Here is a 1,089-nt window from a genome sequence, read left to right on the forward strand (position 1 = left end):
CCATCCCCGTCGGCGACGACTACGACGTCGTCATCGGGTCGGGGGTGCTGGACCGCGTCGGTGACCTCCTCGGCGCCGACGTCGAGCGCGTCCTCGTCGTCCACCCGCCGACGCTGCCCGAGCTCGCGTCGCGGGTGACCGCGGCCCTGAACGATCTGGGGTATGCCGTCCACGTCGCCGAGGTGCCCGACGCCGAGGCGGCGAAGACCGCGACGGTGGCCGCTGAGCTCTGGTCCCGGCTGGGGCAGGCCGGCTTCACCCGCACCGACGCCGTCCTCGGGGTCGGTGGTGGCACCGTCACCGACCTCGCCGGCTTCGTCGCGGCGACGTGGTTGCGCGGGGTGCGCGTCGTCCAGGTGCCGACGACCCTGCTCGGCATGGTCGACGCCGCCGTCGGCGGCAAGACCGGCATCAACACCGCCGAGGGCAAGAACCTCGTCGGGGCCTTCCATCCGCCGGCCGGGGTGCTGTGCGACGTCGACGTGCTCGTGACGCTGCCCGAGGCGGACCTCGTGGCCGGGCTCGCCGAGGTGGTCAAGTGCGGCTTCATCGCCGACCCGGTCATCCTCGACCTCGTCGAGGCCGCGGTGACCGCCGACTCGACCGTCGCGCGCAGCGCGGCGAACCCGCACCTGCGCGAGCTCATCGAGCGGGCCGTCCGGGTCAAGGCCGAGGTCGTCGCCGCCGACCTGCGCGAGAGCTCGCTGCGCGAGATCCTCAACTACGGCCACACGTTCGGCCACGCCATCGAGCAGGTCGAGCACTACACGTGGCGGCACGGTGAGGCGATCAGCGTCGGGATGGTCTACGTCGCCGAGCTCGCCCGACTGACCGGGCACCTCGCCGGCCTCGAGGGCGATGCGCTCGTGGCGCGCCACCGATCGGTCCTCGAGTCGCTCGGGCTGCCGACGACGTATGCCGCGGGTCGCTGGGACGACCTGCTGACCGCGATGCGCCGCGACAAGAAGTCCCGGGGCTCGACGCTGCGCTTCGTCGTGCTCGACAGGCTGGCCCAGCCGAACCGTCTGGCCGGCCCCGACGACGCACGGCTGCAGGCGGCATACGGCCTCGTGTCGCGCCGCCCCGACG

The 1,089-nt window shown here is 73.4% G+C and carries 1 protein-coding gene; it reads left to right on the plus strand.

Annotated features, from left to right (window positions below; translation table 11 throughout):
* Positions 1–2: 2 nt before the first annotated feature.
* Positions 3–1,089 (plus strand): 3-dehydroquinate synthase (gene aroB / locus AC1DP0_RS22190; RefSeq protein ID WP_478088797.1); only part of this gene is annotated, 1,087 nt, incomplete at its 3' end.

Source organism: Terrabacter sp. P5_B1, assembly GCF_056400505.1.